The 23,819-nt window shown below is 54.9% G+C and carries 19 protein-coding genes; 11 read left to right on the top strand and 8 right to left on the bottom strand.

The features are described 5' to 3' along the window. Positions 1-32 precede the first annotated feature (32 nt). A complete protein-coding gene (locus AC2IAX_RS15080; protein WP_494388205.1) occupies positions 33-275 on the bottom strand; it encodes a DUF8624 family small hydrophobic protein in 243 nt (80 codons plus the stop codon). Positions 276-558: 283 nt separating this feature from the next. Here AC2IAX_RS15080 and AC2IAX_RS15085 point away from each other — a divergent pair, with 283 nt between their 5' ends. Next, complete coding sequence (locus tag AC2IAX_RS15085) at positions 559-1,341, top strand: ATP-binding cassette domain-containing protein (protein ID WP_494388206.1); 783 nt, start codon at positions 559-561, stop codon at positions 1,339-1,341. A gap of 6 nt (positions 1,342-1,347) precedes the next feature. Here the strand turns inward: AC2IAX_RS15085 and truB are convergent, their stop codons facing one another. Next, positions 1,348-2,277: a tRNA pseudouridine(55) synthase TruB gene (gene truB / locus AC2IAX_RS15090; RefSeq protein ID WP_494388207.1), complete on the bottom strand. Its 930-nt coding sequence runs from the start codon at positions 2,275-2,277 to the stop codon at positions 1,348-1,350. Positions 2,278-2,696: 419 nt separating this feature from the next. Beyond that, positions 2,697-3,185 (bottom strand): allophycocyanin, encoded by a 489-nt coding sequence (locus tag AC2IAX_RS15095; RefSeq protein ID WP_494388208.1) that lies wholly within the window; start codon positions 3,183-3,185, stop codon positions 2,697-2,699. Between the two features lie 414 nt (positions 3,186-3,599). Between AC2IAX_RS15095 and AC2IAX_RS15100 the strand changes: the two genes are divergently transcribed. After that, a complete protein-coding gene (locus tag AC2IAX_RS15100; RefSeq protein ID WP_494388209.1) occupies positions 3,600-4,433 on the top strand; it encodes a PHP domain-containing protein in 834 nt (277 codons plus the stop codon). On the opposite strand, the gene AC2IAX_RS15105 is transcribed toward AC2IAX_RS15100, so the two are convergent. Further along, positions 4,427-5,341 carry an undecaprenyl-diphosphate phosphatase gene (locus tag AC2IAX_RS15105; protein ID WP_494390406.1) on the bottom strand — a complete coding sequence of 305 codons (915 nt, stop codon included), beginning with the start codon at positions 5,339-5,341 and terminating at the stop codon, positions 4,427-4,429. The two genes, AC2IAX_RS15100 and AC2IAX_RS15105, sit on opposite strands and share 7 nt — an antisense overlap. Positions 5,342-5,411: 70 nt before the next feature. After that, positions 5,412-5,633: a hypothetical protein gene (locus AC2IAX_RS15110; protein WP_494388210.1), complete on the bottom strand. Its 222-nt coding sequence runs from the start codon at positions 5,631-5,633 to the stop codon at positions 5,412-5,414. An 87-nt stretch (positions 5,634-5,720) separates the two neighbouring features. On the opposite strand from AC2IAX_RS15110, the gene AC2IAX_RS15115 reads away from it, so the two are divergent. The 5 genes from AC2IAX_RS15115 (at position 5,721) to nadB (ending at position 12,575) form a co-directional block, all read left to right on the top strand. Further along, a complete protein-coding gene (locus tag AC2IAX_RS15115) occupies positions 5,721-6,539 on the top strand; it encodes a DUF3120 domain-containing protein (RefSeq protein ID WP_494388211.1) in 819 nt (272 codons plus the stop codon). Between the two features lie 132 nt (positions 6,540-6,671). Further along, the gene (locus tag AC2IAX_RS15120; protein ID WP_494388212.1) at positions 6,672-7,670 is read left to right on the top strand and encodes an FHA domain-containing protein; all 999 of its coding nucleotides are present in this window, start codon (positions 6,672-6,674) and stop codon (positions 7,668-7,670) included. Positions 7,671-8,210: 540 nt separating this feature from the next. After that, a complete protein-coding gene (locus tag AC2IAX_RS15125; RefSeq protein ID WP_494388213.1) occupies positions 8,211-9,797 on the top strand; it encodes a B12-binding domain-containing radical SAM protein in 1,587 nt (528 codons plus the stop codon). A gap of 317 nt (positions 9,798-10,114) precedes the next feature. After that, positions 10,115-10,504 carry a photosystem II complex extrinsic protein PsbU gene (gene psbU, locus AC2IAX_RS15130; protein WP_494388214.1) on the top strand — a complete coding sequence of 130 codons (390 nt, stop codon included), beginning with the start codon at positions 10,115-10,117 and terminating at the stop codon, positions 10,502-10,504. A 373-nt stretch (positions 10,505-10,877) separates the two neighbouring features. Continuing rightward, the gene (nadB, locus tag AC2IAX_RS15135; RefSeq protein WP_494390407.1) at positions 10,878-12,575 is read left to right on the top strand and encodes an L-aspartate oxidase; all 1,698 of its coding nucleotides are present in this window, start codon (positions 10,878-10,880) and stop codon (positions 12,573-12,575) included. A gap of 232 nt (positions 12,576-12,807) precedes the next feature. Here nadB and trxB read toward each other — a convergent pair whose 3' ends face one another. After that, entirely contained in the window at positions 12,808-14,217 is a 1,410-nt protein-coding gene (gene trxB / locus AC2IAX_RS15140; RefSeq protein WP_494388215.1) for a thioredoxin-disulfide reductase, read from the bottom strand. 388 nt (positions 14,218-14,605) lie between these two features. Between trxB and AC2IAX_RS15145 the strand changes: the two genes are divergently transcribed. Then, complete coding sequence (locus tag AC2IAX_RS15145; RefSeq protein WP_494388216.1) at positions 14,606-15,778, top strand: DegT/DnrJ/EryC1/StrS family aminotransferase; 1,173 nt, start codon at positions 14,606-14,608, stop codon at positions 15,776-15,778. 88 nt (positions 15,779-15,866) lie between these two features. Here the strand turns inward: AC2IAX_RS15145 and AC2IAX_RS15150 are convergent, their stop codons facing one another. Continuing rightward, on the bottom strand, positions 15,867-16,796 hold the full coding sequence (locus tag AC2IAX_RS15150) for a DUF4349 domain-containing protein (protein ID WP_494388217.1): 930 nt from the start codon (positions 16,794-16,796) through the stop codon (positions 15,867-15,869). A 96-nt stretch (positions 16,797-16,892) separates the two neighbouring features. On the opposite strand from AC2IAX_RS15150, the gene AC2IAX_RS15155 reads away from it, so the two are divergent. The 3 genes from AC2IAX_RS15155 to AC2IAX_RS15165 all read left to right on the top strand — a co-directional run bounded on the left by AC2IAX_RS15155 (position 16,893) and on the right by AC2IAX_RS15165 (position 22,904). Beyond that, positions 16,893-17,768 (top strand): Tab2 family RNA-binding protein, encoded by an 876-nt coding sequence (locus AC2IAX_RS15155; RefSeq protein WP_494388218.1) that lies wholly within the window; start codon positions 16,893-16,895, stop codon positions 17,766-17,768. 421 nt (positions 17,769-18,189) lie between these two features. Further along, positions 18,190-19,269: a photosystem II q(b) protein gene (gene psbA / locus AC2IAX_RS15160; RefSeq protein WP_099531814.1), complete on the top strand. Its 1,080-nt coding sequence runs from the start codon at positions 18,190-18,192 to the stop codon at positions 19,267-19,269. A gap of 656 nt (positions 19,270-19,925) precedes the next feature. Beyond that, a complete protein-coding gene (locus AC2IAX_RS15165; RefSeq protein WP_494388219.1) occupies positions 19,926-22,904 on the top strand; it encodes a CHASE domain-containing protein in 2,979 nt (992 codons plus the stop codon). A gap of 98 nt (positions 22,905-23,002) precedes the next feature. Here AC2IAX_RS15165 and AC2IAX_RS15170 read toward each other — a convergent pair whose 3' ends face one another. Continuing rightward, entirely contained in the window at positions 23,003-23,746 is a 744-nt protein-coding gene (locus AC2IAX_RS15170) for a J domain-containing protein (RefSeq protein WP_494388220.1), read from the bottom strand. Between the last annotated feature and the right edge of the window lie 73 nt (positions 23,747-23,819).

A 23,819-nucleotide genomic window follows, 5' to 3' on the forward strand; every position in this document is an offset into this window, starting at 1 on the left:
GCGGCATTAGTCCGCAGACTCCAACCCGCAGGCTACAAACTGGCAGAGAGATCCAAATCGGGCGCAGACCCTTGCACCAACGCAGACAGGGAAGGCGGCAACGGTGCAGAGGACGTGGTTTGTTGAGCAATGGGGGAAGGGAAATCGATCGCCCCGATCGGTGCGGGTGCGGCCAAATCATTGGGCAAGAAGATCCGCGCACTGACGGCGATCAATGCCACCGCGAAGATCAACACCACCAGAAAGGGAGCCACATACTGCCGAAAAAACGCCATCACCGACCCTCTCTAATTTTGATAACGTTCTGTAATATTTCTTGGCACTTATTTTGACAGAAAACCCGCCCAATCCCGCATTGGGTTTCTCAGAATTTCTCGCGGAAATTTTTCGTCGGCATTTCCCATGAACATTTCCCGCAAATATTCCTACCAGCGACCTCATCTATGGGCTAGACCTGGGCTGAATGCCGCTGCAACGGCATAGACCATCCAAAACCGACGATCCAAAACCAACGATCCAAAACTGACCATCCAAAACCGACGATCCAACCCAATTGCTATGGATGCAGCCACCCCTCGATCGCCCCTGTTAGCTTGCCAAGGCGCAACCCAAGGCGGTCGATCGCCCTTGGGACCCATTACGGGGGCGATTGAACCCGGAGAGCGACTGTTGATTGTGGGAGCGCAGGCCCCAGAGATTTTGCGCTGGTGGGTGCGGCTGTCGGAACCAGCGGTTGGCGATGTGCTGGTTCAGGGGCAGCGGGTGCAAACGCTGGATCCCGTGGCCCTGCGGCGGCGGGTGGCTTGGGTGGCTCCTCGATCGACCTTGCTGGCTCCGACGGTGGCGGCAACCTTGGCCTATCCCCTGGCGTTGTTGGGGCAAGACTCTCGGGCGATCGAAACGGCCATTCAGGAAACCTGCGATCGCTTTGAAATTCCCACCAGTTGGTTAACCCGCCAAGCCTTTCAACTGACCGCTGCCGAGCAACATTGGGTGGCGATCGCGCGGGCTAGTTTGTTGCAACCGTTGGTGCTGCTGTTGGGCGATGGGTTTGAGGGCTTAACCACGGAACAGAGCGATCGCCTGCAAAACCTATTGCAAAATCAAGCGTTCAGCTCCCAAACCGCCGCAGTTGTTTGCACCGCCACCACGGCGGCCGGTCTGAGGGCGGCCCCGATCGCCACCCGCTGTTGGGTGCTCACTCAGGGCCAGCTCACGGCCGATCGGCCGGCTTCCGAAATGGACTGGGCTGCTCTGGAAAAACAATTCCCCTCGGTTCATCATTCCGGCCTTAATTCCGGCATAGATCCCGATCCCGATCCCGAAGCCGATTGGTTTTGAAGGGAACTAGCTGTGTTCCTGTGGCAAGACGACACGCGGAGCCAATAACGGCCCCGCCTCTCCCGTCGTTAGGGCCCCAACTCCCAACAACCGACCCGACTGATCCAAGACACGGGCGATCGGGTCGGTTTGCTCCTGCTTGAGGGATTCGCCGCCAGGCGGTGTTGGCGGCCATTCCGAGAGGGCGATCGCCTGGCCAAAAAACCAGCGCTTCACGGCCGCTTCCGCCAAAGTCACCGTGGGCAAATGGGCCAAACCCAAGGCCGGGTCGATCGGTTGCCACCCTTGCCCGATCGCCCCTTCCAATTGCTCCAGCGTCAGGCTGTCTTCTAAGGTGAAGCCGCCGCTGGCCGTTCGTTTCAAATGGGCCAACGTGCCCCCCACGCCCAAGGCCGCGCCCAAATCTCGGGCGATCGAGCGGATATAGGTTCCGGGGCCACAGTCGATCGTTAAGTCCAACTCTGGCTCGGTTCCTGGTCGCCAAGCCTCGATCGAGATCCGATCGACCTGCACTTGTCGCTCCGGCACTTCCACAGTTTTGCCTTGCCGAGCCAAATCGTAGAGCCGCTGACCATCCACCTGAATAGCGCTGTATTGGGGCGGAATTTGTCGAATTTGGCCAATAAATTGCGATATTTGGCTGGAAATGGCTTCCAGGGTCAGGCTGGTTAAGACCTCGGGTGATTGTGCCGTCAACACTTCCCCCTCCAGGTCATCGGTGGTGGTGGTGATGCCAAGGCGCACCGTGGCTGCGTAGGATTTCGCCCCCGGCAAAAATTGCAACAGGCGCGTGGCGGGCCCCAGGGCGATCGGCAACACCCCGATCGCGGCCGGATCCAACGTGCCCCCATGGCCCGTCCGTTTGCACCGCGTCAGCCGCCGCACTTTAGCCACGCAATCGTGGGACGTGAAGCCCGCCGGTTTGCACAAGTTCAAAAATCCACAAACCATCGCCTAATTGCACCTACTAGAGCGCCTGCTTTAATTCGCGGGGCTAATCGTCGTAACAAGGGGCTTAAGCCCCTTGCTGCCTAACGATTTGGTGGCGGTAAAAGTCATTTGATTTAGCCCACTAAAATCAGCCTGTCACGCCACTACAGGGGGCAAATACCTGATTTCTAATGTCTGAATTCTTGATTCTAATTCTTGCTCAAGCCGGATTGCTGCTAGCGTTCTGTTTGGTCAGATGTGGGCCGAGAGCAGCCGTTTCAGCCAGCCTCAGACACGCAAAGGGGTAGAGATGCAGCCCACATCTCCACCCCCTGTGATTGCAGCCTGCGCCCACCGCGATCGCCCGAAAACGACCTTGAACGCAAACCAAATTTCATGGGTTTTTGGTCTCTGAAGGAACGGCCCTAGGCCGCCATGCCCTGAATGATGTAGTCGAAGTAAGGCTCGGCAGCCGCAGCATCTTCGGTGCTCAGAAGGCCCAAAGTGGCTTCCTTGAGACAACGCACGGCTTCCACCATCCCCGGCAGCGGGACACCCAAGGAGTTGTACATTTCGCGTGCGCCCACCAAACCAATGGTTTCGATCGGTTCCTTGTCGCCCGCCAACACGCCGTAGGTCACCAGTCGCAGATACCAGCCATAGTCCCGAAGGCACTGGTTCCGCTCCCGTTGGCCATAGGCATTGCCGCCAGGAGCAATAAAGTCCGGGCGACGTTGCCACAGCTTGCGGCTGGCTTCTTGCACAATCTTTTTCTCACTGTCGGCCAGCGTTTGGGCAATCCGAATACGCTGCTCGCCGGTTTTTAAAAATTCCGAGATGCTCTTAAGCTCGCCACTGCTAGGGTAGCGAAGCTCGTCGTCGGCTTTCAGAATGACTTGGCTAACTACGCTCATAATATCGAGAGTATCGGAATATCGTTTCCACTCTACCAAAGTTTTTTCGCGGCAAAACCTTCGGGCTAATTGACTCCTGATTGGGGCGATCGCCCGGGGCTGGGATGGGCCGAGACCCCTGAGCAAAAATGGGGTCAAACCATGGCCCAGTCGGTTTTCGTCGATCGGGAAATCGTTGGCTTGGGTTTACTTAGGGGCGATCGATTCAGAGGGCGGTTGCTGATCCCAGATCCTCCGCAAAAGGCCTTGGCCGGGGGATCAATCGGTGGCGGTTTTGGTGAAGATTTGTAACAGATACCCCGAGACTTGTCTCAGGGTTGGCGACAACCGCCAGGGACTTGGCCAGGAGTAGCCAGGATCAGAAAGATTCAGATTAGACCAGATAGGAATGAGCAAAAGGGGCAGGAGGAAATTTTGCTGGAATTGCATTGTCATACGACATTTTCCGATGGCACGCTGACTCCGACACAGTTGGTGGCGGCGGCGATCGAGGCGGGGGTGCGGGCCTTGGCCATTACGGATCACGACACCTGCGCTGGTTGGGATGAGGCGATCGAGGCGGCGGGCGATCGGCTCGAAATTGTGCCGGGGTTGGAACTGAGTGTGGTTCACAATGGGCGATCGCTCCATATTTTGGGGTTTTATCCCGATCGCGATCGAATTCATGAACCGCTGGCGGTGCGCTTGGCCGGCCGTCGCCAGCGGGCCCAACGGATGGCGGAAAAGTTGGCGGAGTTGGGCTACCCGATCGAGCTGCCGGAATTGCCTGGAAACATGGCTCCTGGCCGACCGCACATCGCCCAAGCGCTGGTGGCGGCGGGCCATGTCACGTCGGCCCAGGAGGCGTTTACCCGATTTTTGGGGGACGATCGCCCGGCCCATGTGCAATACGACAAATTTTCGATCGTGGAAGGCATGAACCTGCTCCGATCGGCCGGGGCCGTGCCCGTTTGGGCCCATCCTTACCTGTTTCGTGGGGGCAATGTGGAAGACACCTTGCCGGAACTGGTGGCGGCGGGGCTGTTGGGCTTGGAGGTTTATCACCCCAACCACAGCCTGACGGAGCAAAAGCGCCTTTTGGAACTGTGTGATCGCTATGGATTGTTGGCCACGGGCGGCAGTGACTACCATGGCCCCGCCCCCAGCACCAAGGCTGAACGCCGCGACAGCTTAAATCAATTTCAATTGCCCCTGGCCTTGCTCGATCGCCTAAAACAGGCCAAGGTCACCCTAGAAATCAACTATTGATTGGGCAACCACCCCAACCCGATCGACCCCAAAATCGCCACCCCAAAGATCAACCGATAGATCACAAAAATCCAAGTGTTTTGGGTTTGCAAAAACTTCAGCAACCAAGCGATCGCCGCATAGGACGACACCGCCGACACCACAACGCCCACCGTTAGCGACAACCCCGCGCCGGCCGGCAACCCTTCTTTCAAAACACCCACCAGTTCCACCAATCCCGCCAGGGTAATGGCGGGGATGCCCAGCAGAAAGGAGAAACGCGCCGCCGCTGCCCGATCGATGCCAGACAACAGGCCCGCCGTCAGGGTTGATCCCGATCGCGAGACCCCGGGAATCAGGGCCAGGGCTTGGGCCGCCCCTAAAATCAACCCATCGTTCAGGCCCAGGGCGTTGTAGTGGCGGTGGCGGCTGCCGGTCACTTCCGCCAAACCCAGCAGCAGGGCCATGACAATCGAGGCGATCGCGATCGCCCCCAAGCTCCGCAGCGGGGAATGATCAAAATCGGGGATGAATTTCTTAATCGCTAAGCCGCCCACCACAATGGGCAACGTTCCCAGGCCAATGCCAAGGGCAATCCGAAACTGCCGATCGCCCCAATCCTTGCGGGAAATGGCTTGGGCTGACCCGATCGCCAGGGCCGTTAAATCGGCCCAAAAATAAGTCAGTACCGCCGCGATGCTCCCCAGTTGGATCACCGCCGTGTAGGCCACGCCTGGATCGCCCCAACCGAGCGCCACGGGTACAACCTTCAGGTGGGCCGTGCTACTGATGGGTAAAAACTCCGTCAGCCCTTGCACCAGCCCCAGGCCGATCGCCTCCAGCCAGCTCACCCCATCACTCACCGGAACCGTTGGGTCAGCCGCTTGGGCCGCAGCCCCCAAGCCCACCAGCCAAACCCCCAGCCCCATCCCGGCCCACCAGCGGTAAACCCGCTTGGTTTGACTCTGCCCTTTGCTGCTCGATCGCCCTTGCTGTGAATTAACCATCGTTAAACCTGATTGGCCCCAACCATGCCTGAAAATGCTCAGCACCTTCAACCACTGTTCTGAATTTCTTCTGAATTTCTAAGGACTGAATACGTTGTCCTTGATTCGCAATCCGCCTTCCTTGCCATGCTACCCAACGGACTTCCTCCGCCATCATCCCGATCGCGGCTGATATTGTGGCTGATTTTGCCGCATCCCGAAAACCAATCGCCATTGGTGATCCACTATGGGGGCTATGGTATGTTAAGAAAACTAAAGATAAAAATTAATAAACCTAACCAAGGTCGCAGGTTTTCTCATTTTGGTTGCCTATCCTTCCTCAGCCAGCGCCATCACGCCGTTTCGTCGATCGGCTGGCCCCGGTCGTTTGATGTCCGCGAATCTGGCGGCGGATGCCTCGGCTGGCGATCGCCCTGATGAGACAACCGTAATTTCCCCTGCCCCGCCGCTAGCGGCCCGATCGCCCGTGGCCTTGGGTTGGATGTTTGTGGCGGGGTTGTTCCTGGTGTCGGGGCCCGTGTTTGTGGAAGCCCCCTTGGTGCGATCGTTTCCGATCCTCTGCACCGCCCTCACCCTGGTCTGGAGCCTGTTGGGGGCCCGGTGGCTGGAATTGCCCAAGTGGCGGGTTTGGGGCGATTTGTTAGTCGGGTTTAGCTGGAGTTGGCTGGCGGGTTCGCTCTATTGGGGCTGGTTGCGTTGGGAACCCACGGTTCACCTGCCTATGGAGGCGATCGCCCTGCCTTTGGCGCTAATCGCCGTGCGATCAAGCTGGGGACGAATTGGCAGCCTGTTCTATCTCGGTTCTTTGTTGGGAACCGCTATTACCGATAGCTACTTCTATTGCGTGGACTTGATGCCCGCCTGGCGCGAGGCGATCGCCGCCGAAAGCGCTGATCTTCACACCGTTGCGCCCATCCTGCATGGAGCCTTAGCCAAAATGCACACCCCCTTTGGGCTGGGCCTGGCTGCGTTGTTGGCAGGTACGTTGCTATTTGCCGGAATTGGCGCAGGCTGGTGGGCCAAGCGATCTCAAGATGCTGGCTGGATGGTGTTTAGCGCGGCCCTGTTGGGCACTCTCTTTGTGGATGGTCTATTCTGGCTGAGTGCCCTGTTTGCCTAATCGGCCCCGTCGGCCCCAACCGTGGTGTAGCCCAAAATTTGCACAGGCTGTACGGAGGAGCTGTCAATGGCGGTGTATATTGTGCCGGACTAAAACAACACCGAGTCCTCCAGGACTTTCACTTGTGCGCGCGTGGTTACGCTCCAGCCTTGTCCGCATTTAATTCTGAGAACCGAATCCGGCAGCCGGTACTTGCCCCTTGTCGGTAGCGCTTGCTGGACGATCGGTCGTAGCCCAGACAATGACTTTGTGCTGGGCGATCCTTGGATCTCGCGCAACCATGCCATGCTCCAGTGCATGGAAGATGGCGCGTTCTATCTGATTGATCTAGGAAGTCGCAATGGTTCCTTCGTGAATGGCCGCCGGGTGAGCATTCCCGTCACCTTGCAAAGTGGCGATCGCCTGACCTTTGGCCAAACGGAACTGGATTTTTACGCGCCCGCCCACGATCGGGACTACAGCACCAGCGATAGCTTTGAATTTTCCGTGACCGCAACGCTCCATGTGCGACGGCTGATCACAATTTTGGTGGCTGATATTCGGAATTTCACGGGGCTAACCCGACAAACCGATGAAAAAGTCCTCTCGGAGGCGATCGGGACTTGGTTTCGCCAAGCGGGCAACATCATCCGTGAATCCGGCAGTTGGGTGGACAAATATATCGGCGATGCTGTGATGGCCGTATGGATTCATGGGGAACAGGAAGTGAGTCCCCGGGAAGTGTTGCAAATTTTTGAAGCGGTCAACGCGCTGCAAAAAATGACCCGGGATTTGCATCTACACTATCCCCTCCCCTTCCCGTTGCGAATTGGCACCGGAGCCAACACGGGCTATGCCATGGTCGGCAACACCGGCAGCAACGATCGCCCCGATTACACCGCCCTGGGCGACACGGTGAACGCTGCCTTTCGGTTAGAGTCTTGCACCAAGGAATTGCAACTGGATGTGGCGATCGGGAAAACCACCTACCAATATCTCTGTGCCTTGAATAGTTCTGCCTGTGAGGTTTTCCAGGAATATCGCGTGAACCTCAAGGGCTATGACACCGAAAGCGTCACCTACGCCGCCACCTACGACAATCTCGATCGGTTTTTGACCAACCATCATCGATCCTTGGAACTGGATTTTTAAAATCCAAATTGATTAAAGTCCAAATTAAAATCCAATCAATTGCCTCCCTTGACCCAAGTTTGGTCTAAGAGGATGTCTGAGAAGTATCTTTCAGTACGGGCTAAAGATTAATTGTCGTAGAAGGGGCTTGAGCATCTTGTCTACATCGATCCCTGGGGCGTACAGAGTAGCAATTTGGGCTTTTCAGACATCCTCTAACTGGCGAATTGAGATGAAGACCAGGGCTTGTGGAAAATCCTGGGGACGATCGTCGGTCAATTGTGCTCGATCGAGATTCAAAACTTTGACCAATCACCACCAACGCCTAGGGATGGAATGTCGGTGCAATCCTATGGGCGTAAACGGTATTACTCAACACGACCCTAACCATGATTTTGGGCTTCTGTTGCTATAGTGGAATGAAATTTTGTTGGGTTTTGCATCCAAGCAATGGGACAAAGAATCGACTACTGGCAACTTTTACTGGCTTGAGTCACTGACTTCTTTCAAACAGCGATCCAAAAAAACAACCATAAGGAATGATCATTCCTGGAGTTTTTGATGAATGTCCTGCTGCTATATCCTCTTTTTCCGAAAAGCTTTTGGTCTTTTGAGAAAACCCTAGCCTTGCTCGATCGCAAGGCCATGCTCCCGCCCTTGGGATTGGTGACGGTGGCGGCGCTTTTGCCCCAAAGTTGGAATTTCAAGTTGGTGGATTGTAATGTCCGTGACATCACTGAAGCGGAGTGGGATTGGGCCGATTTGGTGATTTTGTCGGCCATGATTGTGCAAAAAGATGATTTGCTCGATCGAATCAGAGCCGCAAAACAACGGGGAAAACGGGTTGCCGTGGGTGGCCCCTATGCCACCGCCCTGCCGCAAGAAGTGAGCGATGTGGGGGCCGATTATCTGATTTTGGACGAAGGGGAAATTACCCTGCCCCTGTTTGTGGAGGCGATCGAACGAGGCGAGTCAGCGGGCACTTTCCGTGCCAATGGGGTGAAGCCCGACGTAACCGAAACCCCGATTCCGCGCTTCGACCTGCTGGAATTTGATGCTTACGCGGAAATGTCGGTGCAATTTTCGCGGGGCTGTCCGTTCCAGTGCGAATTCTGCGACATTATTGTGCTCTATGGTCGCAAGCCCCGCACCAAAACACCTCAGCAGCTCCTACAGGAATTGGACTACCTGTATGAGTTGGGATGGAGACGCAGCATCTTCATGGTGGATGACAACTTCATTGGCAATAAACGCAATGTGAAGCTGTTTCTAAAAGAGTTGTTGCCCTGGATGGTGGAGCATCAATATCCTTTCTCCTTTGCCACGGAAGCTTCGGTGGACTTGGCTCAGGATCAAGAACTAATGGATATGATGGTGCAGTGTAATTTTGGGGCCGTGTTTTTGGGCATTGAAACGCCCGATGAAGAGAGCCTAACGCTGACCCAAAAACATCAAAACACCCGAGATTCCTTGAGTGAGGCGGTGCTGGCCATTGCCCGATCGGGTCTGCGGGTGATGGCCGGTTTTATCATCGGTTTTGATGGTGAAAAAGCTGGTGCGGGCGCAAGAATTGTGCAATTTGTGGAAAAAACCGCAATTCCCACCGCCCTGTTTAGTATGTTGCAAGCCTTGCCGGATACGGCCCTTTGGCATCGATTGGAGCGGGAGGGGCGGCTGCGTAGCAAATCGGCCAACATCAACCAAACCACGTTGATGAACTTTGTACCCACGCGCCCCCTTGAAGACATTGCGCGGGAATATGTGGCGGCTTTCTATGAACTCTACGATCCGGAGCGATTTTTGGATCGGGTTTATCGCCACTTCCGTTTGCTGGGGGAAGCGACCTATCCCAAGAAGGGCAAGGGATCGCGCAAGCCGATTAACTGGGTCACGGTTCGGGCGTTGCTGACCATTTGTTGGCGGCAGGGGGTACTGCGCAAAACGCGCTGGCAGTTCTGGCGCAATCTTTGGAATATGTGGCGGCATAACCCCGGTGGCATCAGCAGCTATCTATCGGTTTGCGCTCAAATTGAACATTTCATGGAATATCGCGAAATTGTGCGATCGGAAATTGAAGAGCAGGTGCAGCAGTTCTTGGCGGAAGAATTGCGCCTGAAGAATAGCCAACGGGCGGAAGCGATGGTCTGAGGATCAAGAGCCTGTCGGGCCTAAGGGTGGCAGCGGAGAATGGGCGATCGTGTGCCCAAAATCTATGCAACAATTAGCTCTCGACTGGCTCTCGCCCGTTTGTCTGTTTGCGAGCAATGGCGAAAACGGTTGGTGGAGCTTCCATCAGCCCGGTTGCAGGTGGCTCGAAACTTGAGATACTGGTGATATTATTCGACTTTTTCACCAGCGAAGGCCGTTGCTCAGCCTTGTTACCCATGGGTAATTGAGGGCGAAGCGCGATCGCGTTGGTGGTTCCGCCATGATTTGCTGTGTCTTGTAAGGAGGTACCGGTTCTCATGAAACGGTTTGTTCGCCTGGTATTTGCGATCGCCCTGGTCGCGCTCACGTGGATTGGCGCGGGCTATCCTCAGGCTGCATGGGCTGAAGCATCTTTAAACAATGCCGATGCCAAGTTGGCGACGGAATTTGGCAAAAAAATTGATTTGAACAATACCAATATCAGCAACTTCAGGGCTTACCGGGGTCTATACCCGACGTTGGCGCAAAAGATTATTGCGAATGCGCCCTACAATGCGCCGGAAGATGTGCTGAAAATTGGCGGCCTGAGCGATCGGCAACAGAGCCTTTTACAGGATTACTTGAATGCGGGCACCTTCACGGTGACGGAACAGGATCCGATCTTCAATGAAGGGGATCACCGCATTAACGATGGCGTTTACAAATAACGTTAGGTTGCGCTTGATTGGTTTCAAGGGCTAATCGAGGGTTCCGGTAATCACAAGATTGCCACTGGAACCGAGGATCGTGATTTACCCTGCCCGATGATCGGCTTTGCCGGTTTGATTGCTCCATCGGGTCTGGGGCCCCACATTCGGAATTCCCGTATCCGGAATCCGTGAACTAGATTATTAAAGGCGATTGCGCAGCGGCAGTTTAGCTCCCAGCGCGATCGCCTTTTGCTTAAATCTGGTTGAATCTCGTTAGGTCTCGGGCAGTGATCCGAGAAATGCAGCGTCTGTTGCGGTTTGGCGGCGGTGATCGCTGGCTGTGGCGCTTTTGCTTGGCAACCCCACGATTTTTAGCTTTCTGTACGCAATGATGAGTGACCCTTTGCCGGCTGTGGAAATTGAGCGCCCAACGGTCGATCGCTTTGATGTGATCGTGGTGGGTTGTGGGGCGGCGGGGTTATATTCAGCCCTTTGTTTACCGGCTGAGCTGTCGGTGGCGGTGGTGACCAAGGCCACGGTGTCGCGATCGGCGAGTGATTGGGCCCAAGGGGGGCTGGCGGCGGTGACGGCTCCCGATGATTCGGTGGCGTTGCATGTGGCCGACACGCTGGCGGCGGGGGCGGGTCTGTGCGATCGGGCGGCGGTGGAATTTTTGGTGGCGGAAGCGCCGGCCTGCGTGACGCAGTTGGTGGAACTGGGGGTGGCGTTCGATCGCGATCAGGGACAGTTGGCCGTCACCCTGGAGGCGGCTCACTCCCGACGGCGGGTGCTCCATGCGGCGGATGCGACGGGGCGAGCGGTGGTGAGTGCCTTGGTGGCGCGGGTGCTGGAGCGATCGAACATTACGGTGTTGTCGGAAACCCTGGTGATTGACCTGTGGCTGACCCCCGATCGGCAAAGTTGCCAAGGAATTGCCTGTTTGCAGGAAGGGCAACTGCGGTGGTTGGCGGCCGGAGCCACAATTCTGGCCACGGGCGGCGGCGGCCAGGTTTTTGCCCACACCACCAATCCCAGCGTCAGCACGGGCGACGGTGTGGCCATGGCCTATCGGGCTGGGGCCGTGCTGCGCGATTTGGAATTTGTGCAATTTCACCCCACGGCCTTGGATATTCCCGGCGCACCGCACTTTCTAATCAGCGAGGCGGTGCGGGGCGAGGGGGCCCATTTGGTGGATGCCCAAGGGCGACGGTTTGCCTTTGATTTCCATGAAGCAGGTGAGCTGGCCCCGCGTGATGCGGTCAGTCGGGCCGTCTATTCCCACCTGCAACGACATGGGGGCGATCGGGTTTGGTTGGACTTACAACCCATTCCCGAAGCGCAAATTTTGCACCGGTTTCCCAATATCTTGAAGGCCTGTCGTGATTGGGGCATCGATCCGCTGCGGGAACCGATTCCCGTTTCGCCCGCGGCCCACTATTGGATGGGGGGCATTGCGACCGATCGAGCCAATTGCACCTCCTTAGGGGGGTTATACGCCGTGGGCGAAACCGCCAGCACCGGGGTGCATGGGGCCAATCGCTTAGCCAGTAATTCCTTGCTGGAATGCATTGTGTTTGGGGCCCAGTTCCGAAACTTGACCGTGGCCCAAGGATCGGTGCTGCCGATCGAGCGGTGCTTGTCGCTGCCGACCATTGCCTTTGAGCCATCACCGGACTTGGCGCACTGGCGAAATTATTTGCCCAAGCTGGTTTGGAGTGCGGCGGGCATTTGCCGCAAATCATCCACCCTGATCGACGCGATCGCCCAATTGCAAGCGGCCCAATCCACCCTGCGCAACTTGCCGATTCAACAACTGTTAACCCAATTGCGACCGGGCGAAACCTGCCAAATGTTGGACGATCGCGCAATCTCGGCGGTACACCAGTGGGTGGAAACACGCAACTTGCTGGATGTGGCCACCTCATTGCTGGAGAGTGCCCTGTTCCGAACAGAAAGTCGCGGCGGCCACTATCGAGTGGATCACCCCAACACAGATCCCGCTTGGGCTTGTCACACGCTGTTGCAGGGGAACAAGCGCTGGATTTCCCAATCGGGTTTGGGCGATCGCACCAGTCCCCCTTGGGTTTGACCGCTCGATCGCCTTGGGGCCGATCGTCATTTCCTGAGATCAAGGGAAAACAGTAGATCTGCCATCCCCGAACCACCCCAGACAAGGGGCTTAAGCCCCTTGTCCCCCACGATCCGCCGACTGTGGGATCAGGGTTTTGTGCTCAACGACGACAGGCCCCTTGTCCCCCAGGAGATTGGCGAACGATCCATTTGGCAGCACGCCCCAACCCCCGATCAGTCTGGATGGCAACTTAGCTCAGGAGTTGGGCGATCGCCTGGCGATACTCACTCTTTTGCTTCACGCCGCGAAACTCCACTGCCTTGGCCTTGTTGTGGAAAATCATCACCGTTGGCGTTCCGGTTACCCCCGCCCCTTCGGCAATTTGCGGCTCATCCTTCACATCCACCTCCACAAAGTGGATTTGCCCCTCAAATTCATCCACCACCTTATCCAGCATGGGTTTCAGGATGTGGCAGGGGCCGCAATCGGGGGCAACGAACTTCACCACCAACGGGCGATCGGTCTCGTGGTAAAGCTTGCGAACCGCGTAGCCGCCAAAGTGGCGTGTGGCTTGTGGATTGAAGGTTTCTTCCGTATCCGCCACGATCGGCTTGTCTTCGGTCACGGAGGCCGCCGTTGGCTCGGTGCTGTCGCGCTTCACTTCCTGGGCTAAGCCCTGAGCCGAAAGCCACCGTTCCGCCAACAGGGCCGCCGCGCAACCGGTTCCGGCCGCCGTGATCGCTTGTCGATATTCATGATCCTGCACATCGCCGGCCGCAAACACCCCTTCCACGCTGGTTTCCACACTGTGGGGACGGGTTTTGATATAGCCCACCTCGTCTAGGTCAAGCTGCCCCACAAACAGATCGGTGTTGGGTTTGTGCCCGATCGCGTAGAACAAACCACGGGCGGCGATCGTCGATTCTTCGCCCGTTTGCTGGTGCTTGACCCGTAGGCCAGTCATGCCCGTTTCGTCCCCCACCACATCGATCGCGGTGGTGTGCCAATGAACTGTGATCTTGGCATTGGCCAACACCCGGTCTTGCATGGCTTTGCTGGCCCGCATTTTGTCCGATCGCACCAACAAATGCACCCGCGAGCCATATTTCGTCAGGTACATCGCCTCTTCGGCGGCCGAGTCGCCCCCACCAATCACCACCAGCTCGGCGTTTTGGAACATGGGCATGGCTCCATCACAAATGGCGCAGGCGGAAATGCCCCGGTTCCAAAATTCCGTTTCGCTGGGCAGCCCCAACCGCTTGGCCGTGGCTCCGGTGGCGATGATGACGCTGTGGGCCCGCAATTCCCGATCGGTCGATCGCACCACAAAGGGCCGCTGGCTCAAGTCCACAAAGGTGACATCTTCCGTTACTACCTCCGTGCCCCACCGTTCCGCCTGGGCGCGCATCCGATCCATCAATTGCGGGCCCGTGATGCCTTCCGGAAAACCGGGGAAATTTTCCACTTCCGTGGTGGTCATCAGTTGACCACCGGGCAGGCCGCCCGCTTGGAAGCCCGCAAACATAAAAGGTTTCAAGTTGGCACGAGCGGCATAGATGGCAGCCGTGTAACCGGCGGGGCCGGAACCGATGATCACGACATTTTCAACGGTGTTGGGTGCAGAAGCGGCGCTGGTCATGGATGCTTTATCTAAACTCATACCGACTATGAATAAAATAACATAATCGGGATGCCATCGCCATCCCAGCAATGGATTCAGCGATGAATTCAGCAAGGGTATTGAAGGATGAGAATGCCCGATCGACAACCGTTGCTTAGCCCACCCAGAAACCCCTTGGCCAATTCCAGCTCGATCGGGTCTTGACCAGTTCCCCAAGGGGCTGTGGGATCAGTCCTGAATCAATCCTGAATGGGTTATTGAGTTGATCGTTAGGGTGCTCCCGAGATGACCCAACGATTCATCAAGGATTGAATAAGGATCAAGTAAGGGTTCAACGCTTAACCATCTCTTCAGTCATTGCATTGATTGGCCCTTGCCCCGTTGCTTCAAGACAGGAAGGATGTCACCCTAAAATCAATGTGATGGTGTGGTGTGCGTGGTGAGTAACGTTCCTGCGTTTAATCTAACGGAGCAATTTCCGCAAATTCGCGACGAAGTGAATGCGGCGGTCTTGGAAGTTTTGGCTTCTGGTAAATACATTGGCGGCGCGGCGATCGAGTCCTTTGAGCAGGATTTTGCCCGCTATGTGGGTACGGAATTCTGCGTGGCCTGTAATTCCGGAACCGATGCTTTGTATTTGGCGTTGCGGGCCTTGGGTGTTGGCCCGGGGGATGAGGTGATTGTGCCGCCTTTCACCTTCATTGCCACCACGGAAACCGTGAGCGCAGTGGGCGCGGTTCCGGTGTTTGTGGATGTGGATGCGGAAACCTTTAACCTGGATCTGGATGCGGTGGAACGGGCGATCGGGCCGCGCACCAAAGCGATTATTCCCGTACACCTGTTTGGCCAGCCGGTGAATATGGATCGGCTAATGACGATCGCCCGGGCCAGCAATCTGTGGGTGATTGAAGATTGCGCCCAGGCCACGGGGGCCAAATGGGGCGATCGACGGGTGGGCAGCATGGGCCACGTGGGTTGCTTTAGTTTCTATCCCACCAAAAACTTGGGCGCTTGCGGTGATGGCGGGGCCATGACGGTGAACGATGCTCAACTGGCGGCGGATTTGCGGATGTTGCGGGAACATGGCCAGCGCCAACGCTACTACCACGAGGCGATCGGGGTGAATAGTCGCCTTGATGCCATTCAGGCGGTGATTCTGCAAATTAAGTTGCGATCGCTCGATCGGTGGAACCAACAGCGCACCGCGATCGCCCATCGCTATCAACAGGGTCTAGCCGGTTTACCGGGCCTGCGTTTGCCCCAGGCGATCGCTGGCGGAACCAGCGTTTGGAATCAATACACGATCCAAGTGGGCGAGGGCAGTGCCGGCCCAGAACCGCGCGATCAACTGCGGCAATCCCTGCAAGATCGCGGCGTGGGGACGGCGGTTTACTATCCCCTGCCACTGCACCTACAGGCGGTCTATGCCAACTTAGGCTATCAGCCGGGATCTCTGCCCGTTTCCGAGCAATTGGGCCACTGTGTCTTGTCCTTGCCGATGTTCCCAGAGCTGACCCCGGAGCAACAGGATCGTGTCATCAGTGGCATTCGAGAGGTGTTGGCCGCTGCACTTTTGCCCACGAACTGTGTTGGGGTTTAGGGAAAGTGATTGGCAAATACATCGATGAATGGGTGAGTGAATAATCGATGAATTAATGACTGTGAACGAGTTGTGAACGAGTCGCGAATTAATGATTGGCGGATTGATTTTGGGCACGGCGAAGGGCCCAGCGGCGCATTGCCCAAATGCCCAGCCCAAACAGCAACCAATAGGGGGTGTAGGCCAACAACCACAGGGTGATTTGCAAGAGGCCGATCGTGGCCTTGCCCACGGATTGCGTCGCCTTACCCCAGGTTTCCGCCAACTGAGCCGTAACCGGGTTGGCATCGGCCAAACCAGCCACGCTCTGTTCGATCGTTAAGTTCACGGTGGAGTAGGCCACACGGGTGCGCAGATTTTTCAGTTGGGCTTCAATTTGCTCAATCTGTTGGCGAGTTTGGCTCACCTGTTGATTCACCGCCAAGATGTCGCGCACGGAGCCGGATTTTTGCAGCAAGGCGAGCAAGCTGTCTTCGGTGCGGCGCAGGTTGCGTAACCGAGCATCGGCATCCACCAGTTGATCGGTCACGTCTTCCGCTTGCATGGCTCGGTTTTGCAGGTAACCCAATTGGGTGACGGCGGCCACGGCGCGATCGAGTTGGTTGGCGGGAACCCGAAACTGTAATTCTGCGATTCGGCTGGTGTCGGTGCGGCGATCGTTGAGGCTAATCACATCGCCCTGATTTTCCTTGACGATCGCTTGGGTGGCTTCCAGGGCTTTGGTGACCGAATCTGCCTTCAGGGCCAGGGTGACGGTTTTGATCAGTTGCGGTTGGGCGATCGAACTAGGGGGCGACTGCGCATTGGCCGCCAAATCGCTATCGTTGGGAGCTAATGCCTGGCGCTCTTGGCCGCCCGCTGCGGGAGCCATGGCCTCGGGCATGGGTGCTGCGGCTTTGTTGGCCATGCTGCCCCCGCCACAGCCGGTTAGCGCAATGCCCAACAGGAGGGCCCAAAGGGGCGATCGACTGTTACGGGTCACTTGGGAAGGATTCACCAGCACCAACGATCGAGCCATGGAAGTTGCCTGCTCTGCGTGTTTCAGACTTTGGAGTTCAAACTTGTTGTGCTTCCGACGGTTTCAGCGATTAATCAACCAGTTACAGATTAACCAGTGACGAATCAAGCAGTGACAGATCAACCCATCAATCAACAAATTTGGGAAGTGGATTTTTATCGTCGGCCCATGACCGACACCGCAGGGCAACCCCTTTGGGAATTGGTGGTGTGCGATCGGGCCCGAACCTTTGTGTTTCGAGATGTTTGCCCCCAAAGCTCGATCGACACCCATTGGTTAACGGAGCGGCTGGTGGCGGCGATGGGTGACAATGCTACCCCGCCCGATCGGCTCTGTGTGTTTCGGCCCCAATCCCTGAGTTTGGTGGAAGCGGCGGCCTCGCGGTTGGGTTGGCCCGTGACCGCCACACGCCGCACCCAAGCGCTGAAGGATTGGTTGCAAAAACGGGCGATCGAATCCCCCCTGCGCGACCCGGCCACCGGTCAGCCCTACGATCCCTTGGCGATCGACTCGCCACCGCCTTTGCCCCTGGCGGACTCGCTATGGGGCGATTCTTGGGGGTTTGCCAGTTTGTCGGCGGAGGTGTTGGCTCGGCAGTTAGCCCAGCGACCAATCCCCTACGGCGATCGCCCTTCGGAACTGCTGCCCGATCGCCTGGGATTGTCTGCCAAGGCCCCCATTCCCGGGGTTGTGGTGAACGGGGGCCGGCGATCACGGGCGCTGGCCCAATGGCTCAATGGTGTGCAGCCCGTTGCCCTCAGTTTCGTACCCGGTGAACCGGATGGGGTAATCTTGGAAGCCGGCCTGTGCGATCGGTGGATTTTAGCCACCAGCCAGGATTCGGAATTGCGCCAAGCTGGCCTCGCTTTTGAGTCTCGAAAAGCCACCGTGCGCCACCTGCACTTCCTGCTCATTCAACCGGATAATTCCGGCATGACCTATACCGGGCTTTGGTTTTTGCAACCTGCCTAGATTAGTAACTGCTCAGCAGTGGTGAGGGATTGGATTGCCTGAGTGTTCAGGCTTTCTGGTGAAATTTCAATCATGCTTGTTTGATATGCTTGCTCGATCGCGCTTGATTGCACTCGATCGCGTCCGCTCGACTTGGTGTGACTATCGGCGCTCGATCAGCAACCTTCAGTTGTGTAACGTTTTACAACATCGCTTTGTAACGCTTTTTTAAAAAATTCATATTTATTTATTAATATTTTTACGAAACTCAATTGTTATTTATTTTTCTTTAAATTTGATCAATCTTTTTCATAAAAATATATTCAACTTCGTGGACGTTACGGAAGGTAAGTCTCTAGGATCTAAAAAGCAACTTGGATTGACATAATTCATTGATTTCCAATTGCCTCATTTCCATTCTTCAACACGGATTCATTTACAAATGACTGCAACGATCACCCGTCAAGGTGGTAGCAGTTGGGATCGCTTCTGCGATTGGATCACCAGCACCAACAACCGGATCTATGTCGGTTGGTTTGGTGTGTTGATGATCCCCAACCTGCTGACCGCAACCATCTGCTACATCATCGCCTTCATCGGCGCTCCCCCGGTTGACATCGACGGCATCCGCGAACCCGTGGCTGGTTCGCTGCTGTACGGAAACAACATCATCTCTGGTGCTGTGATCCCCTCGTCGAACGCCATCGGCTTGCACTTCTACCCCATCTGGGAAGCTGCTTCCTTGGATGAGTGGCTGTACAACGGCGGCCCCTATCAGTTGGTGGTGTTCCACTTCCTGATCGGCATCTTCTGCTACATGGGTCGTCAGTGGGAACTGTCGTACCGCTTGGGTATGCGCCCTTGGATCTGCGTGGCTTACAGCGCTCCTGTGGCTGCTGCAACCTCCGTGTTCCTGATCTACCCGATCGGTCAAGGTTCGTTCTCTGACGGTATGCCTTTGGGCATCTCGGGCACCTTCAACTTCATGTTGGTGTTCCAAGCTGAGCACAACATTCTGATGCACCCCTTCCACATGTTGGGCGTTGCTGGTGTGTTTGGTGGCTCGCTGTTCTCGGCAATGCACGGCTCCTTGGTGACCAGCTCGCTGGTGCGTGAAACCTCGGAAGTGGAAAGCCAAAACTACGGCTACAAGTTCGGTCAAGAGGAAGAAACCTACAACATCGTTGCAGCCCACGGCTACTTCGGTCGTTTGATCTTCCAATACGCTTCGTTCAACAACAGCCGCTCGCTGCACTTCTTCTTGGGTGCTTGGCCGGTTGTGGGTATCTGGTTCACTGCACTGGGTATCTCGACGATGGCGTTCAACCTGAACGGCTTCAACTTCAACCAATCGGTTGTTGACTCGCAAGGTCATGTGATCAACACCTGGGCTGACGTGATTAACCGCGCCAACTTGGGTATGGAAGTGATGCACGAGCGTAATGCTCACAACTTCCCGCTGGATCTGGCTGCTGGTGCTGAAGCTCCGGTTGCCCTGCAAGCTCCGGCGATCAACGGCTAAACCTGCCTTGGCTCGATCGAGCGATCGAGCCAAAAACACAACTAAATCTTGCCGGAAAGGGGAGTAGCTTTGCTGCTCCCCTTTTGATTGGTTTGGGGGTTGTTTTGGGAATGTTGGGTTTGGTTGGATGATTGCGGATTGCAGCCCTGAATCTGTGTGGATACATAGGCGGATCTGAGCACCTTAATCGAGGACTGAAAACCGTTGGCAGATGGTTCAACCGGGCGATCGACCCTTGGGACAACCTTGGAAAAATTTAGAATGGCCCCGACAATTGAGCTAAAAAGTGCCTCAAATCGAAGATAGGAGCCTGAATTGCGCACATTAACCGCAAATACGGATCCTGAGTGCGCCAACCGCTTCTGAGTCAGTCTGATAAGATCGTGGCAGTTGGAACCATCGCCATTCAATCTCGCTCCCCGTTCGATCAGATAGCACTAGTGCTTAGTTAACGAACCGATCGGGTGAATGCTGAGGGGGAAGTAGCATCTCATAAACGTCTGAACGTCTAAACGTCTAAACGTCTAAATTCTAAACGTCGAGATTCAGCCTGCGGCTATCAACACTACCAACGCGATCAAGAGTTATCGAAAGCATTAGAGTTTTTAGCCATCAGGAAGAGGGGATATCGATCAACACTGAACTGTTCATCTCCCATGAAACTTTCTGATGTTATTAGGCGATGTGTTAGAGACTTCTGGAAAAAGACAGCCGTAGTTGCGGTTGCCTATTGTGGAACTGGCTTATTGTCGGGCTATTTTGCCATTCCACCGGGCTATGCTTCGCCGGTTTGGCCAGCGGCGGGGATCGCTTTGCTGGCAGCTTTATATTGGAAAAAATATTCCTACTTAGGTATTTGGTTAGGGTCTTTTGTCCTGAATGTGCTAATCGGCACAAGGGCGATCGGCTCAATTAATCTCAGTGTTGTTTTGGTGGGAGCTGGCATTGCTCTGGGCGCAATTTTGCAAGCCTATAGCGGCAATGTTTTATTACGGAAACTGTTTAAGCATCCCATTTGGCGAGAAGAATTTTTAGGAATTCTGGCACTACTGGTGTTGGCGGGGCCCATCAGTTGCACGGTGGGAGCAACGGTTGGCAATGGTGTGTTGCTCGCCAGCCATTCCATTACTTGGTCTCAGGTTTTGGAGTCTTGGTGGAATTGGTGGATTGGTGATTCGTTGGGAGTTTTGGCAGTTTTTCCCGTTGGCATTGTGTATATGCTCAAGCGCCAACGCATTGTCCTGAAACTACACCGTGAGTCTAACCGCGATCGACAATTTGCATCCTATATTTTGCCTGCTTTGTTGGTTTTAAGCTCAACGATTTTCGCTTTTCAAATCACAAAAAATGCGGAACGACAACGCCTCTATGCTGTGTTTGAAAATGACACGGAAATCATTACTCAACGCCTACACGAGAATTTGGATAAGGCCACGCAAATTCTCTTTAGTTTGCAAGGGTTGTTCGATACGGCTGACCGTGATCGGGGTTTGATTCCAGTGAGTCGGCAACAGTTCAAAATCTTTACGGATCCCTATTTTGAGCGAGTTCGAGGAATCCAAGCCGTTGGCTGGAATCCGGTGGTGAAACGGGGCGATCGGGCGAAATATGAGGCCTACATTCGCGAAGAAGGGTTTGCTAACTTTCAATTTCAACAACGCGATGAAAACAATCGGCTAATTCCCGATCGCGATCGGGAAACCTATTACCCCGTGTTATATATCGAACCGCTGAATGGAAATCAGCGTGCTTTTGGGTTTAACTTAGGGTCAGAAAGCCGCCGTCTTCGGACTCTAGAGCTGGCTCGGGACTCTGGCGGTTTAACGGCCACACCGCCCATTCAACTTGCCCAAGAAACGGGTCAACAGCAGGGTGTAATTCTCTATTTGCCGGTTTATGAATTGCCGCTGCCAACCACCATAGTCGATCGGCAACAATCTCTGTCTGGCTATTTATCTGTCGTTTTCCGAGTGGGGGATTTGCTGGAAACTTCTTTTCGGAATTTAGTTTCCAAGGGAATTGAATTCACCCTGTATGATCAGCCACTTTCGGAAATGCTGTACCAGTCAAACCTTCAGGATGCTCAACAGAATAAAAATGCCTACATGACCCGAGAGCAAATGATTCGCTTTGGGGGACGCGCTTGGGAAATTCAATTTTGGGCGACGGAAGCCTATATTCGCGAATTAAGTACCAATGAACCCATGGTGGTGTTGCTCTCTGGGTTTTTTATTACGGGGTTAACGGGGGCTTTTTCGATCGCCCAAATTCGCAACTCCATTTTGGTAAACCTGTTGGTAGAAAAGCGAACCTATGAATTGGCAAGAAGCCAAGAAGCGGCTCTGCAAGCGGCCAGTAATGCTGAAAAAGCAAATCGGGCAAAAAGTAATTTCTTGGCGATCATGAGCCACGAATTGCGCACGCCCCTCAACTCCGTTCTGGGTTTTACGGAATGCTTGAAAGAGGATATGTTTGGCCCTGTGACGGAAGAGCAACGCAATGCTCTGGAGACCGTTGAGCGGAATGGTCGCCATTTGTTGGCTCTGATCACAGATATTTTAGATTTGTCGAAAATTGAAGAAGGCAAGTTTGGAATTGAGCTGGCTCCAGTCAATATCGAAATGCTTTGCCGATTTTGCCTAACGTTGGTCAAACAACAGGCGATCGCAAAAAGTATTGCCATCAACCTTGATCTGCCGTTGGTGATACAAACCCATGGAAATTTGCAACTGATGGCAGATGAACGACGACTGCAACAATCGATCGTGAACTTGCTGAGCAATGCAGTGAAATTTACCTCTGAAGGTGGCTCAATTACGCTGCAAGTGTCGCTTCCAGATCCCGATCATCCATTCATCCGCTTTGCTGTCATTGACACTGGAATTGGCATTGCGGAAGCAGATTTTCACCGATTGTTTCACCCCTTCACGCAACTGGATGAAGCGCTTAATCGTCAATACGAAGGAACAGGCTTGGGCTTGTCCTTAGTGAAGCGCTTGGTTGAATTACATGGTGGACGAGTTGGCGTTACAAGCCGGGTGGGCTTCGGCAGTTGTTTCACGATCGACCTTCCCAGCACATTGTTGATTTCCGTGTCGGATGATGTTGAGCGTTCTGTTGCGTTGGATGATGAGACTGAGCCAAATTCAGGATCAACATCAGAATTGCGATCGGATCGCGATCGGGTAGATCATCTTGATCCACTAAGAGGAAAAGGTTTGGGGAATTTGTGGGCCCCAACGCTGAAAATTTCTCCCCACTTGCCCATTGTTCCGCCGCTCATTTTGCTGGCCGATGATAATTTTGAAAATGCCCAAACGATTGCTCGGTACTTGACGAATCGAGGGTATCGATTCTTGCGAGCTAGCAATGGTCGAGAAGCCGTTGAAATGGCAATTGACTATCAGCCTGATTTGATTTTGATGGATATCCAAATGCCAGAAATGAACGGACTGGAGGCCATGGCACTCATTCGTGAAAATCCCCAAACGGCTCATATTCCGATGATTGCTTTGACGGCCTTCGCCATGGCTGGCGATCGGGCCCGTTGCTTGGCTGCTGGAGCTAATGAATATCTTTCCAAACCTGTAGAATTGGCCCATTTAACCAAGGTCATTCGCGGCTTTTTTGAATAATATTTTTTGAATAGATGAGTATTTTTGAGTAGATAAAAGTTATACGAAATACCTACACGAAATGTACATACGAAATGTGCATACCAACCGCTCAGACCCTAACGCCCCAACTGATTAACAGCAGCCTTAGCTTCTCGGCGTAACCCTTCGGCATTGCGGAAAAATTCCTGGCCGTCATGGAGTCGGGTTTCGTCATAATTTAGCGGGAAGTAGGCTAACTCCTCCAACCCATCGCCCAGGTGGTTCAAGCTGTAGTACAAATTGGCAGCAATGCCAGCGGTGCTGCGGGGATTGGGCATGGATTGTAAGGTAGCCTTGGCTCGATCGAGTGCCGTGGTCATCCGTTCCAAATAGGCTTCAAAGTTCGCCATCAATTCGTCATCGTAGGGATCGGCGGCGAGGGCGTTCACGGCTCCCTTGAGCGATCGGGCAATTTCGCGAATGGCGCGATCAACCGGTGTATGAACCCGTCGTAACCATTGTTCCAAGTCTTCATCAGCAGCTCGACCCGTTTGGCGCGATCGCCGCTGTTGGCGATGTTGTTCCGTGGCGGTGGTGCTGCGTTGTGCCCATTGTTGATGGGTGGAATAGGGCTGGTGGTTCCAATTGTCGGCGCGATCGAATTGGCCATAACGCAATGCCACATCGTAGTCAGCCCGCCGCTGGTCATCGCTGAGAACTTCGTAAGCGATGTTGATGGCGGCAATTTGGTCATTGTTGGGCAAATCAGGATTGCAGTCCGGGTGAAACTGCTTCACCAAACGCCGATAGGCCTGCTTAATTTGAGCGGCGGTGGCGGTGCGATCGACCTGAAGGGTTTCGTAGTGGTTGGAAGCGGCCATGGGTGGAAAACAAAAGGCAAGCGGGCAATGATCCACCCATCATCGACATCTGACAAGCATTGGCCGATACGGT

Source organism: Limnothrix sp. HT2024 (assembly GCF_059138625.1).